Origin of the sequence: Natrialba taiwanensis DSM 12281 (assembly GCF_000337595.1) — an archaeon.
GTDB lineage: Archaea > Halobacteriota > Halobacteria > Halobacteriales > Natrialbaceae > Natrialba > Natrialba taiwanensis.
In genome coordinates this window covers 183,566-203,793 of record NZ_AOIL01000042.1, presented here as the reverse complement: position 1 = coordinate 203,793, position 20,228 = coordinate 183,566, and the positions used below count along the sequence as shown (strand labels likewise).

Below are 20,228 nucleotides of genomic sequence, written 5' to 3'. Positions count from 1 at the left end.
TTAGCCGCGGCAGTAAATACGGTTTGGAGTTGGTCGCAGACGTATCAGCGCGGACTATCCTCATTTTTGAGTGAGTGTTCAGGACACAGAATACGGACGTGACTGCAGCAGCTAGCGGCCCTCAGGGCTCCGCGGGGTCTGCGTCCGAATCGGCTCCGCTTGCAGCCTCCGTCTCGGCGTCGTCGCGCGCCGCGTCGTCGGACTCGCGAAGTTTGAATTTCTGGACCTTCCCGCTCGGGTTTGTGGGGAGTTCCTCGACGAAAGTGTACTCTCGCGGGCGCTTGAAGTCGGCCAACTGGTCGCTCTCGAGGGCGAACGCGTCCAGTTCGTCCGCGGTAACCCCGTCTCCGACGACGTAGGCAACGACGCGCTCACCCCACTCTTCGTCGGGTTCACCGACGACGGCGGCCGCTTCGACGCCGGCGTGAGAGAACAGCACGTCCTCGACTTCGGCCGGATAGATGTTCTCGCCACCGGAGACGATCATATCGTCCTTCCGATCGACCACGTAGAGGTAGCCGTCCGCGTCGCGATAGCCGAGGTCGCCGGTGTAGTACCATGTCGTCCCGTCGGCCTCGCGCAGCGACCGTGCGGTCGCGTCCGGTCGATTCCAGTACTCGCGCATCGTACACGGACCTGCAATGAGTATCTCGCCGATTTCACCCTGTGCGACCTCCCAATCCGGGTCCGCGTCGGGGTCGACGATCCGGAGTTCGTGATTGAGCGCCGGCAGTCCTGCACACCCTTGCTTTGAAAGCTGATCTTCCGGTCGCTGAAAGACGCCCGCGGGGCCGATCTCGGTCATGCCGTACGCCTGGATGTAGTCCTCACAGAGGTGTTCCCGACAGTTCTCCAGTACCTGTTCCGGCATCGGCGCAGCGCCGTACAGTCCAAGTTGCAGCGAGGAGACGTCGACATCGCGGTCGGCGGCCGTCAACGACAGTCCGTTCCAAGCCGTCGGCGCGGCAAACAGGAACGACACGTCGTACTCCTCGATCGCGTCCAGCGCGACTGCCGGATCGAACTCGTGGAGAATAACCGTCGTCGCGCCGCGTTGAACGCGCGGGAACAGACTGCAGTGTAACTCCGCACAGTGGTACAGCGGCATGACCGATAGGCCGACATCGTCCCGTGTAACGTTCATCTCGGCGATACACAACAGATTGTGATCCACCATGTCCCGGTGCTCGTGGACCACTCCCTTCGGCCGGCCCGTTGTCCCCGACGTGTAGATGAACGCGTAGGCATCGTCCTCGGAAACGTCGACCGACGGGTGTTCGGCATCGCCAGACGCAAGCAACGCGTCGAACTCACGGGCGTACGACGGCCCCTCCCCGTCGATATACACGTACTCTTCGACCGACTCGAGTTCAGGTCTCGCGGCCGTGACGGCTTCCCGCGTCGCGGCCTCGAAGACAACGAGTTCAGCCGCAGCATCGGAGACGATGAACTCGATGTCGCCGGCGGCCAGCCGGAAGTTCAGCGGCGTGATGACGGCCCCAAGTTTCGCACAGGCGTAGACGGTGAGGACGAACTCGGAGCCGTTGTGCAATACCGTCGCGACTCGATCACCTCGTTCGATTCCGAGGTCGGCGAACGCGTTCGCCAGCCGATCGACGCGCTCGTCGAACTCGGCGTACGTAAAGCGGTGATCCTTGCGCGGATAGACGATGGCCTCGCGGTCCGGATACCGTGCGACGGTCTGTTCGAGCGTTTTCCCTACTGTGGTATAATGTGACATATGGCACGGTAGTTCGACGGCGGCTCGGATAGCTGTTCGGGTGTCTGCGGTTGCGCTATCGCTTCGTGTCCCGGTCACTTCGCACGGTCTCACTTACAGGGCGGGTCGATTGGCTGCAGCTACTGGAAGCGTTCTCCACTGCCCTCGTATACTGTTAGTCGGGCCCAGAATTTCCGTCAGTATCCGTCTCATCCGGCGCAGCATCGGTTTCGTTCCCGTTCGAAGAGTCATCGGGAGGCTCACTACTGAACTCGTAGGTTGCAATTTCGCTCGCCCCACAGACCGGACACGTCGTCGGGGCGTCATCGAACTTCGAACCGCAGTGTCGACACTCGTGAAGGACCGGCCCGTCCGGCTCGTTCGCCGTCTCGTCCTCCCGCTGGAGGAACTCCGGGAGGAGTTTGTGGAGTGGCATCTTAGGTGAGTCGTGTCGCCGTCTGTGTGGTCCCATCCGGCCCGCGAAAGCCCGTGAGTGCAGGTTCGTCGGTGCCGTTCGGTGAGAACACCGTCACGACATCGTGGGGTCTAATGTCGGTATCGCCGTGTGGTGTGATGACCGTATCGTCGCGCTCGATCGCGATGACGAGCGTCTGTTCTTCGAGGATACCGTCGTCCGCTGCCGTCTCGAGCGTGCGCCCGGCAATCGGGGCCTCCTCGTGGACGGTCACCTCGACCACTTCGGCACCGCCGGTCAGACTGATGGAATCCGCCAGCGGTTCGCGGCGGTGATCGTCAGCCGGACCGTACGGACCGTAGGGGAAGTCGTGTTCGTTCTGCATGAGGAACTCGTCTTCGATTTCGACGTCTAAGGTCGCGAGTTCACGACCGATCTGTCGCAGGTCGCTCGTGTTCGTGCCGACGGCGAGGACGTGGAGATTCATCCGGCCGCCCATGAGCTCGCGGACGTTGATGACGCCCGGAATCGTGCCGATTCGACGGGCGAGCCCCTCGACATCGCCGAACGGTGCGTGACAGAGAAAGAGATTCATCAGCGAGCCATCGGCGTGTTCGAAGTCGACGGTTGCGTGATAGCCGTCGATGATGTCGTGGTCTTCGAGTTGGGAGATTCGGTTTCGGATCGTCGCCCCGGAGACGCTGACATCCTCGGCGATCGCGGGGGCCGACGTGTTCCGAGCATCAGTCATCAACGAATAGATGATTCGACGATCGATTTCATCGAGTCGGTAACTACCGTCGGTCCCGTGTCCCATGGATATTTCTGTGTGACGAGAGAATATATAACTACGGTACGTCGATCCAATACGCGACGGGGGCTATATTTTCGATGCGAAAACAGCACGGATAGTCAGTGTCACACGAAAGTGAAACGGCGAGCCGGCGTTCGGCTACGCCGAGTGGGTCCCATTACGGAGGACAGCACTTAGCAACACAGCAACGGGGATGATTTCCAGACGACCAACCCACATATTGAAGATCAGCATCGTCTTCGGGACGGTCGGCATTTCCGGTCCGGTAATACCCGCATCGAGTCCGACGGTGCTCTGTGCGCTCATCACCTCAAAAATAATGTATTCGAGCGGATAGTCCGGAGCGAGCGCCCACAGGAAAACGGCGATCCCGAGCGCGAGAACTGCAAGCCAGAGGATGAGGACGATCGCGGCCTCCGTGAACTCGCGGTGGATCTGTTCTTCGTCGAGCGTTCGATCGCCGAGTTCGAGCTGTCGAACCGCACTTGCGGGGACGAACACGCTCTGGATTTGCCACAGCGTTCCCTTGATCAGCGTGGCGACGCGGATGAGTTTGAGACCGCCGCCAGTCGAACCGGCCGCCGGACCGGTCAGCATGCCGAGACAGACGAGTAACGTCGCACCGGTCGTCCAGGCGCGTTCCGTTCCGTTTCCGATCGTCGTCGTCCCGAATCCCGCGTTCGAGGTCGCAGAAACGAATTGGAACAGCGCGGTCCGAAACGTCGCTTCGATCCCCTCGTACTGCTGGTTGAGCAGCAACACGGCAGTTAATGCGACTCCACCGAGGGCGAACCAGCCGAGCACCCATCTCGTCTGGAGATCCGCGTAGATGTTTCGAATCTCGCCTTTGAGGATGAGGTAGTGGATCGGGAACGCGATGCTGCCGGCGACCATAACCGGGATGACGGCGTACTCGATCAGTGGATTACCGTAGGAGCCGATCGACGCGGCGCGGACCGAGAAGCCGCCGGTTGCGATAGCCGTCATCGCGTGGTTGATCGCGTCCCACATCGGCATGTCGACGACGACGAACAGTGCGATTCCGGCGAGCGTAAATCCGAGATAGAGTTTCCAGATTTCACGGACCGTCGAAACGATGCTGGGATGGATCTTCTGCGACCGGGCCTCGCTCTCGTAGAGCGTCAACGAACCGCTTCCGGGCCGTGCGAGGATAGCCACCGTGAGCACGATGACGCCGACGCCGCCGACCCACTCGATAAACGACCGCCACCAGTGCAGCGACCGCGGAAGGTCCTCCTCGACCGCGGCCATCGTCAACCCGGTGCCGGTAAAGCCACTCATACTTTCGAAAATACCGTTGAGCGGCAGCCGAAAGGCAGCGGTCGTCTCGGTAATTCCCGGCGTGTTCAGCCAGGCCGGAAACGGATCGAGGGTGATCGTCCACGCGATCAGCAAGAACGGAAGTGCGCCGAGGACGCCGATGACTCCCCAGGCCGTCGCCGCGATGAGCATCCCGTGGCGTTTGCCCGGATCGGGCGCATCGATGAACGTGCGAGCGAGCGCCACCCCGATCGCCAGCATCAAGGCCCCCGAAACCGCGAACGCCGGCACCGCGTAGAACTCGCCATTGATGAGTGCGACCGGAATGGAGAGAAACGCCATCAGCGAGACGACCTGCACGATCCGGCCCACGTCCCGCCCGACTGTCTCGTACTGCATTACTATGGGTGATCGCCCGTAAACGCTGCAACTGCATCAGCCAGTGCGACATCGTCCGTAAACACCGTGACCTGGTCACCCGGGTGGATGATCGTCTCCCCTTTCGGCGCTCGGATCTCCTCGCCTCGTTTGAGCGCGACGACGAGACACCCGTCGGGAAGCACGCCTGAACTCGTGGCCGTTTTGAGCGGTTCGCCGCTCATCGGCGCATCTTCGGTGACAGTCAACTCCACGAGTTCAGTGTCATCTTCGAGTTCGATGAAGTCGCTGACGTTCGGGTAGCGAATCGAGTGATAGAGGTAGTCGGCGATCAGCCGCTGTGGGTTTTCGATGAGGGTGACGCCGATCTTTTCGAAGACAGGGAGGTTTTCGGGGTCGTGGACGACGCTGACGAGGTTCGGAACGTCGTGTTCCTGTGCGAGCAACATGACCATGATGTTGACGGCGTCGATGTTCGTGGTGGTGATGACGGCGTCCGCACGGTCGATAGTTGCGTCCTCGAGGGTGCTGTGGGAGGTCGCATCGGCGTTGAGGACGAGGCAGTCGTACTCGGACGCAACGACGCTTGCCTGTTCGTCGTCCTCCTCGATGACGACGACATCGTTGCCGTCCGCAATTGCGAGGTCGATCAGGTTCGATCCGATATTGCCTGCGCCGACGATGACGATATACATGGTGAATGGGTGATGGGTGCTCAGTAGTCAGTAGTCAGTGGCCCGTGATCCGTGATCCGTGGTCAGTGACAGCGGAGAGGGGGGTTGTGGTAGTGCGAAAGGTGCCGTGAACGCGTGTGGATGCGTAGTGTGGCGTGAAGTATAATCGGTTGGATATCGGGACGGTCCGGCTGGCACAGGGCAGTCGAAGAAGAGCCAGGGCCCCAAAGCGGGGGATAGCGCAGCGATAGCGCTCGGTTTGCGATGGAAACTGCATCTGTGTGTTGCTGACAGTATTTCTAATGGCCGAATATAACTCTACCTACTTTCGCTTTCAGAAATAGAGTTATAAGTTTCCTTCCGAATTCGTATTTGATTGGTACGAGCGGTGATCGATACATACACTAGTATCGGCGAACGACGGTGCGTTCATGGATGAGGTGAGCGACGAATGCGCGTAATCGTCGTCGGCGCTGGCAGGGTCGGTCGCTCGATCGCTGCGAATCTAGAGCAGACACACGAGGTCGTCGTCGTCGACCGAGACGGGGACACCGTCGAGGAACTCACGTACTCACTCGACGTGTTGGCGATTCAGGGAGACGGCACCGAAATCGGGACCTTGCAGGAGGCCGGTATCGAACGGGCGGGACTGGTCATCGCCTGCACGGACGACGACGAATCGAACGTCGTCATCTGCGGGGCCGCGAAGGCGGCCGGTGAAACGTTTACGATCGCCCGCGTGCGACGGCGAACACTCCTCGAAACCTGGACCGGGTCCCAGGAAGCGTTCGGCGTCGATTTCATGGTCTGTATGGACTTGCTTACCGCGCAGACGATCTTTCGTATCTCCGGGCTTCCCGCCGCACAGGACGTCAAGATGTTCGCAGGGGGACTCGTTCACATGGTCGAGTTCGAAATCGGCTCGAATAGTCCGGTCGCCAACTCGACGGTCAGCGAGGCGGACCAGTACGATTCGCTGACGTTCGCCGCAATCTTCCGCGATGAGAAGATGATCGTCGCGACGGGCGAAACCGATATTCAGGCCGGCGATTGCGTCGTCGTTATCGGAAGCCCCGACTCGGTTTCCGGGTTCGCCGATGACATCGTCTGTACGCACGACAACAGCACCGAGGAGGTCGTTATCGTCGGCGGCAGCGAAATCGGCTTTCAGACCGCCCGCGAGTTCGAAGAGCACGGCTTTCACCCGCGCCTGATCGAGCAAGAGCACGACCGCGCCCGCGAGTGCGCCGAGAAACTGCCGAACACGATGGTGATGGAAAACGACGCGACCGACGCCGAGTTCCTCTCGCGCGAACACGTCGACGAGGCGGACATCGTCGTCGCGGCCCTCGACGGCGACGAGAAGAACCTGCTCGTCTCCCTGCTGGCCCGTCGTCTCGGCGTCGACCGGACAGTCGCCGTCATCGAGAACCACGAGTACGCCGAACTCTTCGAGACAGTCGGTATCGACGTGGCCGTGAATCCGCGCGAGGTGACCGCGGAGGAGATCGTTCGCTTCACCCGAACCGACAAGACGGAGAAAATCGCCATGGTCGAACACGACCGGGCGGAGGTGATCGAGGTCGAGATCGGCGGGGACAGCATCCTCTCGGGACGGCAGATCTCCGATGCAACGACCGAACTCCCGGATGGCGTCGTAATCGGTGCGATTTCGCGTAGTGGCAAACTCATCACACCTCGCGGGACGACGGTTATCCAACCCGGCGACCACGTCGTCGTCTTCGTCGATGCGGCCGTACTCGAGACGGTCTCACAGGTGATCTGATGGGACGGCGGCTCTACGTCGACGTGCGGGCCGGATTGGCGTTAGTGGGGACGCTCCTCGCATTACTCTCGGTCGCATTCGTCCTCCCCATTCTCGTCTCACTCTGGTACGGTGGAGAAGACCTCTTGGAATTCGTCGTCTCGATGGTTGTCACCGCCGCGTTCGGACTCGTCCTTCGAGAACTCGATCCGAATCCAAAACCGGGCGCGCGGGAAGCGTTCTTCGTCGTCGCGTTCACCTGGCTGTTTGCGACGCTCTTCGGAGCTCTGCCATACATCCTTGCAGGAACCGGCAGCATCGCACAGCCGATCAATGCGATCTTCGAGAGCATGAGCGGGTTCACGACGACCGGCGCGACCGTGATGGAGACGATTTCCGTCGAGGAACACTCCCACGCCATCATGATGTGGCGACAGCTGACCCAGTGGCTCGGCGGCATGGGAATCATCGTCCTCGCCGTCGCGATCCTGTCCCAACTTGCCGTCGGTGGGGCGCAGTTAATGGAAGCCGAGACGCCCGGCCCCGGAATTTCGAAGCTCACACCACATATTGCGGAGACGGCCCGCGTCCTCTGGTTCGCGTATCTCGGGTTTACCGTCCTCTTTATCGTGCTGTTGTACTGTCTGCAGGTCACGGGGTACGCGACGGAAATGACCCTGTACAACGCCATCGCCCACGGGCTGACGGCGCTTCCAACCGGCGGCTTCTCCCCCAAAGGAGAGAGTATCGCAGCCTTCTCTCCTGTCGTTCAGTGGCTCTTCGTCCCGTTCCTGTTCATCGCCGGCATCAACTTCGTCCTCTGGTGGCACATGATCTCGGGCGACCGATGGGCGTTGGTCCGTGACACCGAGTTCAGATTCTATCTCGGCGCGGCCACGCTGTTTACACTCATCGGGACGGGCATCCTCTTCTTCGAGACGACGGGTGCCGGGTTCTCCAACTCGATCGAATCCGCGTTCCGCCATGCCGCGTTCCAGATCGTCTCCATGATGAACTCGACCGGGTACGCGAGTACCGATTTCAACAACTGGGCGGGTCCGGCACAGGCGCTCTTGCTGTTCGTCATGTTTCTCGGCGGGAGTACGGGTTCGACCGGCGGCGGGATCAAGATGCTCCGCTGGCTGGTCATCCTCAAATCGCTTCGACGAGAGGTGTTCACGTCGATTCACCCGGAGGCAGTCCGTCCCGTTCGCATGAACGGCTCGGTCCTCGACGAGGATGCGATCCGGGGAATCTACGCGTTTACGCTCCTGTACTTCGTGCTCTTTTTCGTCGGTATCCTGCTGCTTGCCGTCGACACCGCCCGGATCGGATACAACATCGGGACGATCGACCTTGTCAGTGCATCGATTGCGACGCTTGGCAACATCGGCCCTGGCTTCGGTGCCGTCGGACCGATGGAAAACTATGCGAGTTTCCCCTGGAGTTCAAAACTCCTGATGGTACTGTACATGTGGCTCGGCCGACTCGAGATATTCCCGGTACTCGTACTCTTGACGCAGGCGTACTGGCGGTCGTAAGCACGTACAGCAGTACGTTTTAATCGCCGGGATCAGGCTTCCTCGAGTGCATACACCGATCCATCGCCGCTTCCGACGTAGACGACACCGTCGACGACTGCGGGGCTCCCGGCAACCCACCTCCCCGTGGTGAACTGCCAGTTCTCCTCGCCCGTCTCGGCCGAGAGCGACGTGACGGTGCCGTCCTCGTTGCCGACATATAGCGCGTCTCCGACGACGACCGGACTACTTCGAACGGCGTTCAAGCCGCGGTGGGTCCAGAAATAGCTCGCTGGATCGGCCGGCTGGTCACCCGCCGACTCGGACCCGGCCGCAGGCGAGAGCGCATGAACTCGGTTATCGAATCCGCCGACGTAGACCGCGTGGTCGGTGACAGCAGGGCTCGCCGTTACCGAACCTTCGATTTGGAACGTCCAGTGAATCTCGCCGGAGTCGGCTTCGACAGCGTAGATCGTGTTGTCGTTGCTGCCGACGTAGACCACCCCGTCGGCGACCGTCGGTCGACTCTGGATTCGGTCGTCCGTCTCCAACTGCCAGCGCTCGGTTTCCGAGCCGGTATCGATCGCATAGAGCGAGCCGTCGGTACTGGCGACGTAGACGGTCCCGTCAACGGCTGCAGGCGCGCGCATTACCGACCCGCCGGTTTCGAACCGCCACAGTATCTCGCCGTCGGCCGCCGAGATCGCGTACAGGTAGTCGTCGTTACTCCCGACATAGACCACGCCGTCGACCACCGCCGGACTCCCGGCGACCGCTCCGTCAGTTTCGACGCGCCACTTCGGTGTCGGGGTTCCATTGCTGGCGTCGCTCTCGGCCGGAATCGCGTACACGCCGCCGTCGCCGCTCCCGACGTACACCGTCCCATCGACCACCGCCGGACTGCTCGTTATCGAGTCGCCCGTCTCGAACGACCAGCGCTCGGTTCCCGACGACGCCGAAATCGCGTAGAGCGAGCCGTCGTCGCTACCGACGTAGACCGTCCCGTCGACGACTGCCGGGCTGCTGTAGACGCCACCGCCGGTCTCGAACTCCCACCGAGAAACGACTTCGCCGGACGATCCGGGGGCCGGACCTGCACCCGGCGCAACGCCCGTGTTCGCCGCGTCGTACTGGAACGTCTCCCACGAGACGCTCGCGTCCGGATCGGGCGACGGTACGTCCGGCGTCGCGTCGTCGACGCTTACCTTCTCGCTCGATCCGGACAGACACCCCGCCAGGCCGAGCAGACAGCCGGTCGCTGCACTTGTCACAAACGTTCGCCGATCGCACGGTCCGTTCATTCGTCTCTGTGCGACTGTCCGTCACCACGATATATGGTCTTTCTGTAACAGGATCGTCGAACGGCTTCCAGCTACTTCCCACCCTGCTTGCCGCCCTACTGGGACCGCGGTCGGGCCACAACTCCGAGATGATCCGCGTGGTACTGCTCGAGCCGGCTCGTCTCCAGTATCTCGTACTCCGCCTCGAGTTCAGCGCGCACGTCTGCAAACACGTCCTCGGGGTCGCGCGTCACGTCCTCGCTACGTGCCTTGATGGCGAGCAGCAGTCGGCCGTCGTCGGCGAGGAACCGGCGGTTCTCGAGCGCCACGCGGGCCTGGCCGCGCGTCGCAACGTCCTGGACGATGGCGTCGACGTTCGATTCGACGACGTGGGCATAGGTCGCCGGCTTGCGGGCGTCCGCGAGCAACGGGAACAGCCGGGGACGCGAGGCGGCCGTCTCGAGGAGGTCCCGCGCGGGTCGCGCGGCGAACTCGACGGCGTAGGTGGGGCCGGCGAAGTCGGCGACGTGGCTCACCGTCGTCCCGCTGGCCGCGCCGAGATAGAGGACGGTCTCCTCGTCGCCGCCCTCAAGTCCGGTGTCCATCTCGAGTTCGAGCATGGCACCGAGTTTCGAGCGGGTGGGGTTCCAGGCGCGCCAGTCGCCGTCGGTGGGTTCGCCGTAGACGGGGTCGCCGCGGGTGGCGAGTCGATCCGTGCCGTCGAACGGGTGGCGTTCGACGCCGGCGGGGAGGTCGTCACTCATCCGTTTCGCCTCCGCTGTCACCGCGGTCGCCGTCTTCGGCCGTCCGCGCCTGAATCGTCTCGATCCGCTCGGCGAGTTCAGCGTCGAGTTCGGGTTTGCGTTCGCCGGAGTAGTGATCGACGCGGGCGGCGATCGAGAGTTTGCCCGCGACGGCGCGCGCCGCCGAGCCCCGTTCGTCCGGGTGCGTGCCCCGAACCGCGTCGTGGACGTAGATCAGCCCGTGCTTGGGCGAGGGCGCGTGGCCACGAAGGTGGGCAAAGAGCGCATCTTCCGCGCCGAGCACCTGGATCGTTCCGCTCGGTTTTTTCGCTACGTCTTCGAGGCCGCCGGCCAGCGAGATCAGCCGCGCGGCGAGCACCGGCCCGGCCAGCGCGGCCAGATTCGGTGCGATAGTCGGCGTCTGACGCTCGACGAACTCCCGAAGATCGGCGGCCTCGTCCGCGAGATCGACGACGCGTTCGGCCAGCGACGTGATCGGCTCCGATTCGGATTCGAGTTCGTGGTCGCCGCGTGCGAGTTCGCGGGCGAACGAAACGCCGGTGCCGGCGTCGGGGTCGACGGTGCCGGCCCACTCGACGAGGCGCTCGGCGAGTTCGTTCGCGGTTCGCTCGCAGTCGTCCATGGCGCGGACGGCGTGGACGAGCTGGCGGTCATCCGCGGCCTCGCGCTCTGTGACGGCGGCTCGGGTGGCGGCCATCGTCGCGTCGTGGAGCCGGTCGTAGTAGGCTGCCTCGTCGTCGGCGAACTCGTCGTCGACGGCCAGGGTGGGCCAGTCCTGCGGTGTTTCGGTCTGTCCCTCGCGAATCGCGGTGACTACGGTGGACCCGTCTCGAGCATCGCGGGCGTCGCCGGCGTCGCGATCGTCGAGCCCATCGAACTCGTCGGGGTCGACGTCCGCGAACCAGCCCGCGGTCCGGGCGGCGCTGTCGGTCATACTGCTATCGTAGTGACCGGGCTCGTATATGCGTTCCCGAACGGTGAGCGCGGCCGACGATCCCGGCCCGCGTCTGGTTACTCGTCACGCCCGCGCCGTCGCCCGAACAGTCGATCCCGGAGCGACCGCGACGTCGGTCGCTCGGCCAGCAGGACCGACTGGTCGAGTTCGGCGGCGATATCGTAGGCGAGCGAGCCGCGAAGCAGTCGGGAGAGGAGGCCGCGCTCGGTCGCACCGATGATCGTCAGGGAATGATCGCGGGCGGCCGTCGCGATCGCGGAGTCGACGTTTCCGGACGTATCGACGCGGATCGCCGCGTCTTCGAGACCGTGGTCGCTCGCCCACTCGGCGAGAAACGCCTCGCCGTCGGCCCTGCTCGATTCGTCGTCGACCACGTGCAGGAGGGTGAGTTCGGCACCGACCTGCTCGCGCAGGTCTCGGGCCACCTCGGCGCTCAGATCCGAATTCGGCCCGCCGCCGGTCGGTACCAGGACCCGATCCGGATCGAACTCGCCGTCGTCGAGGACGAGAAAGTCACACGGCAGATCGTGCGTGAGTTCGTCGATCGGGCGTTCCGCCCGGCCTGCCTCCCAGGGCCGATCCGATCCCCACCCCATGACGACGGTATCGGCGCGCTCGCGCCTGGCGACGTTGAATATCTCCTCGAACGAGCGGTGGGACACCACCGTCTTGATCTCGACCGGCACGTCGAAGGTCTCCGTCCGCTCGCGGACGGTCGCCAGTAGCGTCTGTGACTCCGCGTCGATTCGTTGCACGTGCTCCGCTCCCGCTTCGAGCGGCGTCTGGTCGGGAACCTCGACGATGTGCACCACCGTGACGGTCCCGCCGTTCGCCTTCGCGAGCGCGCTCGCAAGGGAGAGCAGCGCCGACTCCGTTCTCGGATTTGAGACCGGTACGACGACGGTGAACTCGTCGGTTCCGATCGGCTTTGCGGCAGTTGCCGCCGAGACCGCTACATCCGGCATCTCCGTGGACCGCGAGAGAATATAGGTGCTCAAGATTCCGTCGCGACTGGTTTCGTGGCGGGCGTAGACCCCGTACCAGCCGACCGCGATGATGACGAGGAGCAATCCGATCGCGATTTCTTCGGCTTTCATGAACCAGATCAGTCCGAGCGAGAGAACGAAGCCGAGGATCGGAGTGAACGGGTACAGCGGGACTCGGAAGTCGGGATCGTACTCGGGAGCGTCCGTCTCTCGGAAGACGATCAGCGCGACGTTGATGAGCGCGTAGACGATGAGGTGAAGGACGCTCGCGGCCTTCGAGAGGACTTCGAGTTGACCGCCGAGAACGGCGATGAACAGGAGGATCATCGCGCCGGTGACCGCGATCGAGCGGTACGGCGTTGCAAAGCGCGGGTGGATCTCGTTTAACCAGTCGCTGACGATTTTGTCGCGCCCCATCGCGAAGTTGATCCGTGCGGAGGCGAGAATCGAGGCGTTCGCGCTCGATGCCGTCGCGAGGAGGGCGGCGAGCGTGATCGAGGTGACGCCGACGATGCCGAGGTTTCCGTCGAAGACGATGCTTGCAGCGTCGGACATCGGCGTCTCCTCACTGAGCAGATCGTAGGGGATAATCCCGACGAGCAGGCCGACGAGGATCGCGTAGACCACAATAACGATCGCGACGCTGCCGATGATAGCAATCGGCAGATTTCGGCCGGGATTCTCGAGTTCTTCGCCGATGGTCGCAATTTTCGCGTAGCCGAGGTAGGAGACGAACACGAGCGCGGTTCCTGGCAGGAGTTCGCCGTAGCCGAGCGGGGCGATGCTGTCGTCGACATAGACGGTTCCCCAGTCGAAAGAAAAGAAGCCGACGACGGCGAAGAGGGTAAGGATCGCCAGGAGGAGCGTCACGATCGCGGTTTGAATACCGCCGGTTTCCTTCGCGCCGAGATAGTTGATGCCGACGAAGACGACGCCGGCGAGCAGGGCGCCGATTTGGATCTCGGAGAGCGTGAACGGACCGAGAACGAGCGTCGGGAGGAGCTCGAGTTCGCCGACGGTGGGGATCGGGACGACGACGCCGTCGAGTAGCGTCGCGAGGTAGCCGCCGAAGCCGATGCAGTAGAACGCGCTCGCGAAGGCGAGTCCCATCCAGTCGCCCATCCCCGAGATGGAACCGAACAGCGGCCCGAGCGCGCGGTTGATGTAGTAGTACGCGCCGCCGGCTTTGGGCATGGCCGTCCCGAGTTCACTGACGGAGAACGCGTTGACTATCGCGATCAGGCCGCCGATGATGAACGAGAGGACGACGATCGGCCCCGTTTCCTGGGCGGCGACGCCCGGGAGGACGAAGATGCCGGCACCGATCATCGTGCCGATGCCGACTGCAAGTGCTGAGAGCAGTCCGAGGTCCTTGGCGAGTTCGTCGGTTGAATCCGTCATCAGTGGCTGTCTCTGGTCCGTCCCGCACAGGACTGACCTCGAAATCGCATCGGGTGTCTGCTGTCGGTTCGCTGCCGTTTCGATTCCAAAACACATCCTCGGGCGTGTTTCAGTTCCGAACAACCCCGTCTGTACGCCATCCAAATGGCGTTCTAGGCCTTAGATTATCCGGTCAAAAAGTATACCCAGGTTTCGCAAACGATGTCGAAATCGGGACAGTCAGTACGCGGACATCAGGGACGAGACTGAGTGTATTCCGACTCGCGCTCGGGCGTCGACGGCTCCGGCGTGACACCCGTGTCGGTGGTGCTTTCGCCGTCGCCACCCGCCGTTCCGAGCAGCCGATCGCGAATGCTTCGCGTGTGTTTCTTCTCCGCGAGCAGAACCGCACACTCGACCTCCTCGAGCACGTCGAGCACGAGCGAGCCCCGGACGAGTCGCGAGAGCACGCCCTTCTCCGTCGCCCCGATGATCAACAGCGTCGCGTCGGTAGCCGCCTCGTCGATTCGGGTCTGTACGTCGCCGGTCTCCACCTGCCGCGTCGCGTCTTCGAGATCGTGCTCGGCCGCCCAGGACCGCAAGAACGCCTCTCCCCGCCGGCGGTCCTCGGCGACGTGCAGCAGCGTCAACTCGCTGTCGTACTGCGCCCGCAGCGTTCGGGCGACCGCCGCCGCGAGATCGGAGTCAGGCCCGCCGGCGGTCGGCAGCAGAATCCGTTCCGGATCGAACCCGCGATCCCTGAACACCAGGAAATCACACGGCAACGACTGGGTGAACTCGTCGATCGCCGTTTCGATGCGGGCGTCGGAGCCGGTCGCTTCCGGCCCCCAGCCGATGACACACACGTCGGCGTCGTATCGCGTCGCCGCGTCGAACATCTCCTCGAAGCCGCGGTGTGAGAGCACGGCATGCGTTTCCACGTCGACGCCGTAGGTTTCGGCATCGGTCCGCGCCCGCTCGAGCAGATCGGCAGCCAGCTCCCGTTCGTTCTGATCGCGTGCAGCCGCGAGCGAGGTCTGGTCGGGGACCGTCTCGATATTGACGGCGACGACAGTGCCGTCGTGCTGGTCGGCAATCGCCGACCCGAGCGTGATGAGGTGCTTCTGGGTCGACGGATTCGCCAGGGGTACCATTACCCGGTAATCGTTTCCGGTCGGCTGGACCGAGGCCGTCGCCGAGACGGCCGCGTCGGGGAACTCCTCGGAGCGGTCGAGGATGTACTGCCCGAGGACGCCGCCGGTTTCGATCTTCGATCGGGCGTATACCAGGTACCAGATCGCGCCAAAGACGACGAACGCCAACGAGGGGAGGAGGACTTTCGGATCGATAAAAACGATTAACGCGAACGAGAAGACGGCCCCCAGAATCGGCGTGATCGGGTACAGCGGGACGCGAAAGCTGGGATCGTATCCCGCCGGCTCGGCCTCCCGGAACACGATCAGCGCGATATTCAAGAGTCCGTACACGACGAGATGAAGAATGCTCCCCGCATTGGATAGCGCTTCGAGGTCGCCAAGCGTGAGAAACACCAGGATGAGTGCACCCGTGATCGCGATCGAGCGGTACGGCGTTGCAAAGCGCGGGTGGATCTCGTTGAGCTTCGACGACACGAGTTTGTCACGACCCATGGCGAAGTTGATCCGCGACGAGGCGAGAATCGATGCGTTGGCCGACGACGCGGTCGCGAGTAGCCCGCCGAACAGCAGCGCTCCCCCACCGAGCGGGCCAATCAAAAGCTCCGCGACATGGACGACCGCCGTTTTATTGTTCGCGACCACATCGGTCTCGACGGCCGCCAGCATCGCCAGCAAAATAACGGCGTAGGACACCGTGACGATAAGAACGCTGCCGATGACCGCCCGCGGAAGGTTCTTTCCAGGGTTCTTGATCTCCTCCCCGACGGAGGTGATCTGGACGAAGCCGAGGTAGGAGACGAAGATGAGCCCTGTCACCGGGAACAGCTGCGACCAGCCGAACGGGTCAACCGGCCGGAGCGTTTCGAGTTCGGCGTTGAACAGGTTGGATAGCGTAAAGACTGCCAGAATCAGCATGAGAAGGATGACGATGATGTTCTGCAAGAGCCCGGTCTCCTTCGCGCCGACGTAATTGACGAAGATGAAAAACGCTGCGCCGATCAGTCCAATTATCTGCGCCGGTTCGAGGGCGACCGGGCCAACCGCCAGCCCTGAGATCGAGACGAACTGGTTGACGTACTCGCCAAAGCCGTACATGTAGAACGCCGAGGCGAACGCGAGTCCCATCCAGTTCCCCCAGCCGGCGATCGAGCCGAACAGCGGGCCGAGTCCCTCGTTGATGTAGTAGTACGCGCCGCCCGAGACCGGCATCGCGGTCCCCAGTTCGGAGGCAGAGAGAGCGGTCAATATCGCAACGACGCCGCCGATAACGAACGCGAGCGCCGCGAGCGGGCCGAGTTGAGCGACGGCAGTGCCGGGAAGAACGAAGATGCCGGCACCGATCATCGTCCCGACGCCGATGGTGAGCGCGGCGAGCGGGCCGAGGTCCTTGGCGAGTTCTTCGTCGGCGGCGCTCATCGGTGCGATCGCCTCCACTGTCGCTGTCCGTAGGAATCGAGAATCGAGAGTGAGTGAGTCATTGGTAGTGCTGTGAACGGTGTGGCGTGGTGGCTCATTCGCTATCCTTCGTCGATGCTGTACCCCGATGCTCTGCGGACGCGGTGGAGCGGGGAAAGCTGCATCTGGTCGGAGACGTTTCGCGACAATTCAAACATACGTGACCGAAGTGGGACTTTCCTCTTAACTGGTTCGTTTGCCGGTCGGGAGTTCCGAGGGGTGCTGTCGATGCCGAGTGCGATGACGCTCGAACAGTTCTACCGGGTTTTACGGCCGGCGACTGGCCGAAACCAGCAAAGGCGTGCACCGAGTGTCCGTTTTCGACGACGGATCGGTCTCGGAACCCGCGAGAAGCGAGGATACCACAGAAGTGGTGCGTAATTGTGCCGAACCAGCGACGATTTTCCGGGAGGTTCTTCCCGTGATCGAATATTCATTATGTATCCCGGAAATAGTATGTTTGAATAGTAGGTTGGATATTTCGAGAACAGTTTCCGAAGACTTAACCGTGTACTCGGCTTTTGTTCATTTGCAATGGCAAACGGCACGGTTGATTTCTTCAACGACACAGGCGGCTACGGTTTCATCGAGACGGAAGATGCTGACGACGACGTGTTCTTTCACATGGAAGACGTTGGCGGCGAGGATCTGACGGAAGGGACCGAGATCGAATTCGACATTGAACAGGCCCCCAAAGGCCCTCGCGCAACGAACGTCGTTCGCGAATAACGACGAGTTCACTGGATCGTCAGCAGACGAGACTGTGTGACTTCGTTTTTCTCGCAGACTGAGTCAGTACACACGTGCGCTGAGTAGCGCTTGTGGTGTGACTATCGATACCGCTTTTCGCGTAGCCGACGGTACATACAGCGAAACGGGTACGCGATAGAGCGGGTGTGAGAACGGTGTTGTCAGTTCGAGTTCGCTCTCGGCGACAGCACCGAATGCCCATCGATTAAGACCCGTGATGAGAAACGGGTTGGTATGAGCCTCCCGATCGACCCCGCGGCGATCGATTCAGAAGCGTTCGGCGAGAAACAGGCCGTCCTCGAGATGGACCACGAGGAAGCGATCGAATACGTCCGCGAGGTCTGTCTGGACACCGGCTTCGGTATCCCCGCCGAGTTCTCCCCCTCGGAGCTGTTGAACGAGAAAGTCGACGCCGAGCGCGACCCCTACTACGTGCTCGGTGCCTGCAACCCCGAGATCGCGGATCGGGCACTCGACGAGACGATGAAAATCGGCGGGTTGTTCCCCTGTAACGTGATCGTCTGGGAGGAGGAACCGGGCCGCCAGCGGGTGTACCACATCTCGATTATGAAAATCGCGCGGCTGCTCGGCATGGCACCCGACAACGACGCGTGGGCGGAGATCGTCGACGAGACCGGCGACCTCACCGCCGAACTGTTCGACGAACTCAGGTCTGCAGACGCCGCCGTGTCGGAATAGCTGGGCCAGCGCTCTTTTCCCGTCAATCACGAGTTCCAGACAGTATCGAATGTCAACACTTACGTGTCAAACAGTTCACGTAGGCGTATGGACGTTCGAACGACCTCCTTCGCCCTCCTCCTCCTCGTCCTCGCTGCAATCGCCGCCCTGATGGTCGCACCGCTTCTCCAGTACGTGATGGGTGCCGCGCTCCTCGCGTTCATCCTCTATCCCGCGTTCGAACGGCTCGAACCCTACGTCGGCGCTCGCATCGCCGCTCTCGCCCTCACGGCACTCGCTATCGTCGGGGCCATCGTCCCCCTCCTGATCGTCTCGCTGGCCGTCCTCAACACCGTCGTCTCGTTTGCAACCGACCTGGACGTCGCCACCACGCTCGACCGGCTCCGAACCGTCGCAACCGACGAGTTCGGTCTCGACACCGAGCGCGTGCAATCGATCGAAACCGCCGCCCTCGACGAACTCGAAGCCTCGCTCTCCAATGCCGTCGAAATCGCCCTCTCAGAGCTGCCGGCCCTGATAAACCGGGGTATCGAGATGGGCGTTGGCCTACTCGTGTTCGTCTTCCTGCTGTACTACTTACTCGCCGACGGCGACGAACTCGTCGACTGGCTCCGCGAGGTCGTGCCGCTCGAGGATCGCGTTCGGGACGAACTGTTCGACGAGATTTACGTGGTCACGTGGGCGGTCATCGAGAGTCACGTCCTCGTTGCGGTCGTCGAGGGACTGCTCGGCGGACTCGGATTCTACCTCCTTGGCGTTCCGAACGTCGCGTTTTGGACCGTCATCATGGTTATCCTCTCCTTTCTGCCCGCAGTCGGTGTCTGGCTCGTCTGGGCCCCCGCAGTCGGCTACCTGCTGTTGACAAGCGGAACGGCTCGTGCCGTTGCGATGCTCCTGTACGGGCTCACGGTCCTGTCGCTGGTCGATAACTACCTGCGAGCCTACGCCGTCGACAAGGGCTCTGGATTGCATCCGGCAGTCATCATCGTCGGCGTTATCGGCGGGATCTACCTGCTCGGCATTATGGGTCTGTTCCTCGGTCCCGTGCTGTTAGCGGTGTTCAAAGCGGGACTGAACGTCTTCAACAAGACATCGCTGGAACCGCAGCGACGGACACAATCCGAGTCGGCCGGGCAGGCGACGGAGCCCGTTTCGAATCCGGAGGCAGCGACACCGCCGCCGGCGGAACAGTAATCGACGAGCGTCGCGTCTCAGTCCGCGTGCTGGGGCTGGTCGAACCGGGTCGTCGACGGGACGCCGACGCCCGTCAGCGTCATCAGGAAGAGCACGACCGGCGAGAGCAGTCCGAACAGGTAGAACGGCGCGTACTCGAGCGTCCCGACACCGGTCACGGAGGCCATGTAGACCCCGCCGGCGTGCCACGGGATGAGTGCGCCGGTCGGCGTCCCGGCGGCCTCGACGGCGCGCGAGAGTTCGTCGCTGTCGAGCGAGAACTCGTCGTAGAGATTCCGCAGCGTCATCCCCGGCAGGACGATGCTCATGTACTGCTGGGCGGTGAGAACATTGATCGCGATGGCGGACAGTCCGGTGCCGGCGATGAGACCGCGGGAGCTGCCGACGCCCTTCGAGAGGTGATGGGCGAGCACGGCGAGCACGCCGGTCCGCTCGAGCAGGCCGCCGAGGGAGAGCGCGGCGACGACGACGGTGATCGTCCAGGCCGAACCCGTGAGCCCGCCGACGTTGAGGAGTTCGTTGACGAGTTCGGAGCCCGTGGCGGGTTCGGTACCGCCGATGAAAACCTCCCAGGCGGCGACGAAGCCGTGGCCCTGGACGACGACCGACGTCAGCGCGCCGGCGATCGCGCCGACGACGAGCGTCGGGAGGGCGGGATAGCCCCGCAGCGCGAGGCCGAAGGTGAGCACGAGCGGAAGGAACGCGAGCAGCGAAAGGGAATACGAACTCGCGACCGCGGACTGGATCTCGGCGATCTGGCCGCCGGGAACGGAGCCGCTCGTCTGGAGCCCGAGGAGCGCGAAGAGCGCGACCGTGATGCCGAACGCGATCGCGGTTCCCGTTCGCATGCGGTAGATGTGATCGTACAGATCGGTGTTCGTCACGCCGGCCGCGAGGTTCGTCGTGTCCGAAAGCGGCGATTGTTTGTCACCGGCGTAGGCTCCAGAGATATTGCTCAGATCGGAAGAGCGTCGTGTAGGGAGGGTTGGGCCTCGAGCGTACCGAAGTCCTTGACGACATTGCCGAAAGCCTGGATGAACA

The 20,228-nt window shown here is 62.7% G+C and carries 15 protein-coding genes; 5 read left to right on the top strand and 10 right to left on the bottom strand.

Going from position 1 to position 20,228, the window contains the following annotated elements; all coding sequences use genetic code 11:
* Nucleotides 1–121: 121 nt before the first annotated feature.
* From C484_RS11570 to C484_RS11550, 5 genes are all read right to left on the bottom strand, one after another.
* Nucleotides 122–1,741, bottom strand: coding sequence for a long-chain-fatty-acid--CoA ligase (locus C484_RS11570; RefSeq protein WP_006826119.1), 1,620 nt, complete (start codon nucleotides 1,739–1,741; stop codon nucleotides 122–124).
* Nucleotides 1,742–1,895: 154 nt separating this feature from the next.
* Entirely contained in the window at nucleotides 1,896–2,156 is a 261-nt protein-coding gene (locus C484_RS11565) for a hypothetical protein (protein ID WP_006826118.1), read from the bottom strand.
* Between the two features lies 1 nt (nucleotide 2,157).
* Nucleotides 2,158–2,952: an Lrp/AsnC family transcriptional regulator gene (locus C484_RS11560; RefSeq protein WP_006826117.1), complete on the bottom strand. Its 795-nt coding sequence runs from the start codon at nucleotides 2,950–2,952 to the stop codon at nucleotides 2,158–2,160.
* Nucleotides 2,953–3,087: 135 nt separating this feature from the next.
* Complete coding sequence (locus tag C484_RS11555; protein ID WP_006826116.1) at nucleotides 3,088–4,629, bottom strand: TrkH family potassium uptake protein; 1,542 nt, start codon at nucleotides 4,627–4,629, stop codon at nucleotides 3,088–3,090.
* A 2-nt stretch (nucleotides 4,630–4,631) separates the two neighbouring features.
* Nucleotides 4,632–5,303, bottom strand: coding sequence for a potassium channel family protein (locus C484_RS11550; RefSeq protein WP_006826115.1), 672 nt, complete (start codon nucleotides 5,301–5,303; stop codon nucleotides 4,632–4,634).
* A gap of 430 nt (nucleotides 5,304–5,733) precedes the next feature.
* On the opposite strand from C484_RS11550, the gene trkA reads away from it, so the two are divergent.
* Together trkA and C484_RS11540 are read left to right on the top strand one after the other, a co-directional pair.
* On the top strand, nucleotides 5,734–7,068 hold the full coding sequence (gene trkA, locus C484_RS11545; RefSeq protein WP_006826114.1) for a Trk system potassium transporter TrkA: 1,335 nt from the start codon (nucleotides 5,734–5,736) through the stop codon (nucleotides 7,066–7,068).
* A complete protein-coding gene (locus C484_RS11540) occupies nucleotides 7,068–8,588 on the top strand; it encodes a TrkH family potassium uptake protein (protein WP_006826113.1) in 1,521 nt (506 codons plus the stop codon). The genes trkA and C484_RS11540 overlap by 1 nt, the downstream gene beginning before the upstream one ends.
* A gap of 32 nt (nucleotides 8,589–8,620) precedes the next feature.
* Here C484_RS11540 and C484_RS11535 read toward each other — a convergent pair whose 3' ends face one another.
* The 5 genes from C484_RS11535 to C484_RS11515 form a co-directional block, all read right to left on the bottom strand.
* The gene (locus C484_RS11535; RefSeq protein ID WP_006826112.1) at nucleotides 8,621–9,868 is read right to left on the bottom strand and encodes an outer membrane protein assembly factor BamB family protein; all 1,248 of its coding nucleotides are present in this window, start codon (nucleotides 9,866–9,868) and stop codon (nucleotides 8,621–8,623) included.
* A 95-nt stretch (nucleotides 9,869–9,963) separates the two neighbouring features.
* Nucleotides 9,964–10,611 (bottom strand): fibrillarin-like rRNA/tRNA 2'-O-methyltransferase, encoded by a 648-nt coding sequence (locus C484_RS11530; RefSeq protein WP_006826111.1) that lies wholly within the window; start codon nucleotides 10,609–10,611, stop codon nucleotides 9,964–9,966.
* Complete coding sequence (locus C484_RS11525) at nucleotides 10,604–11,545, bottom strand: NOP5/NOP56 family protein (RefSeq protein WP_006826110.1); 942 nt, start codon at nucleotides 11,543–11,545, stop codon at nucleotides 10,604–10,606. Before C484_RS11525 ends, C484_RS11530 begins: the two co-directional genes overlap by 8 nt.
* Before the next feature lie 77 nt (nucleotides 11,546–11,622).
* A complete protein-coding gene (locus tag C484_RS11520; RefSeq protein WP_006826109.1) occupies nucleotides 11,623–13,953 on the bottom strand; it encodes an amino acid permease in 2,331 nt (776 codons plus the stop codon).
* Nucleotides 13,954–14,186: 233 nt separating this feature from the next.
* Nucleotides 14,187–16,505, bottom strand: a complete 2,319-nt coding sequence (locus tag C484_RS11515) for an amino acid permease (RefSeq protein WP_049915392.1) — start codon at nucleotides 16,503–16,505, stop codon at nucleotides 14,187–14,189.
* 573 nt (nucleotides 16,506–17,078) lie between these two features.
* Between C484_RS11515 and C484_RS11510 the strand changes: the two genes are divergently transcribed.
* The 3 genes from C484_RS11510 (at nucleotide 17,079) to C484_RS11500 (ending at nucleotide 19,187) form a co-directional block, all read left to right on the top strand.
* Nucleotides 17,079–17,273: a cold-shock protein gene (locus tag C484_RS11510; protein ID WP_006108889.1), complete on the top strand. Its 195-nt coding sequence runs from the start codon at nucleotides 17,079–17,081 to the stop codon at nucleotides 17,271–17,273.
* A 255-nt stretch (nucleotides 17,274–17,528) separates the two neighbouring features.
* Nucleotides 17,529–17,993: a DUF302 domain-containing protein gene (locus C484_RS11505; protein WP_006826107.1), complete on the top strand. Its 465-nt coding sequence runs from the start codon at nucleotides 17,529–17,531 to the stop codon at nucleotides 17,991–17,993.
* A gap of 87 nt (nucleotides 17,994–18,080) precedes the next feature.
* Entirely contained in the window at nucleotides 18,081–19,187 is a 1,107-nt protein-coding gene (locus tag C484_RS11500) for an AI-2E family transporter (protein WP_006826106.1), read from the top strand.
* Nucleotides 19,188–20,228 lie beyond the last annotated feature (1,041 nt).